Below are 1,029 nucleotides of genomic sequence, written 5' to 3'. Positions count from 1 at the left end.
TACGAGCAGAGGAAGAACCCTGATTTTGCGTGCGCCTCTTCGGTGTAGGCGGATAGCCCGCCTGAGCGCGGACAGTAGATGCCGCATTGGGAAAAGCAGTAAGCGATGGCCATGGAACCGACGGCAGTGACGATCCATGACAGCAATGAAACGGCCCCGAGTTGGGCCATGCTCGTCGGCAACATGATGATGCCTGAGCCCATCATGTTCACCGTCACCAGTGTGGTGAGCCCCATGAGGCTCATTTTCTTGCTTGAGTCGGCCATCGGAAACTCCTTGATCTGCTCAACGCATTGACCCTGAATCCGGCGCTTGACTACTTGTCGTCGGGCAAGGGGCTAAACCCTAGTTTTTGACCACATAGACCTTGTAGGTCGGCCGACCCTGGCTATCACGCTCGATTTCCACGCCATGGTTGTCATGCTCGAAACCCGGGAAGTGGCCATCGAACAGTTCCATCGCCAACAGGTAGTCGACGATGGCCTTTTTGTCGGCGCCGGCTTTTTCGCCGGGCATCATCAATGGAATGCCCGGCGGATAAGGAACGATCTGCACGGCCACGGTGCGATCGATCATGTCTCGCACGGCGATTTGCTCAATCTCGCCTTTCACCAGCCTGGCATAGGTGGCCCGAGGCGAAGCGACCGGGTCCGGCAGCAAGGTGTAGGCCGCATCCATGTTGCGTAGCATCTGCGAGCTGATCATGTCCTGGTGCATGGCTTCGGCGAGGTCCTTGAGCCCCATGCCGCTATAGCGCTCGGCATGGTTGTCGACCAGATCGGGCAGGACTTGCTCCAGCGGTGAATTGCTCTCGTAATGTTTCTTGAATTCCATCAGGCCGGCGATCAGAGAGCCCCATTTGCCTTTGGTCACGCCGAGGCTGAACAGCACGAGAATGGAATACGGCTCAGTCTTCTCAACCACGATGCCGCGACTGGAGAGGAAGGACGACACCAGCGGCGCGGGGATGCCACTGTTCTCCATTTGACCGTCGAGCCTCTGGCCAGGCGTCAGCACCGTGACCTTGAT

The 1,029-nt window shown here is 58.0% G+C and carries 2 pseudogenes; both read right to left on the bottom strand.

Features of this window, described 5'->3' with window-relative positions:
- Nucleotides 1-266, bottom strand: a pseudogene (locus AACY49_RS29635) (putrescine-ornithine antiporter); the annotation flags it as partial.
- Nucleotides 267-345: 79 nt separating this feature from the next.
- Nucleotides 346-1,029, bottom strand: a pseudogene (locus AACY49_RS29630) (arginine decarboxylase); the annotation flags it as partial.

The organism is Pseudomonas sp. EL_65y_Pfl2_R96 (assembly GCF_963970905.1).
Taxonomy (GTDB): domain Bacteria; phylum Pseudomonadota; class Gammaproteobacteria; order Pseudomonadales; family Pseudomonadaceae; genus Aquipseudomonas.
The sequence above is the reverse complement of the archived record's forward strand: the minus strand, read 5'-3'. Positions and strand labels throughout refer to the sequence as shown.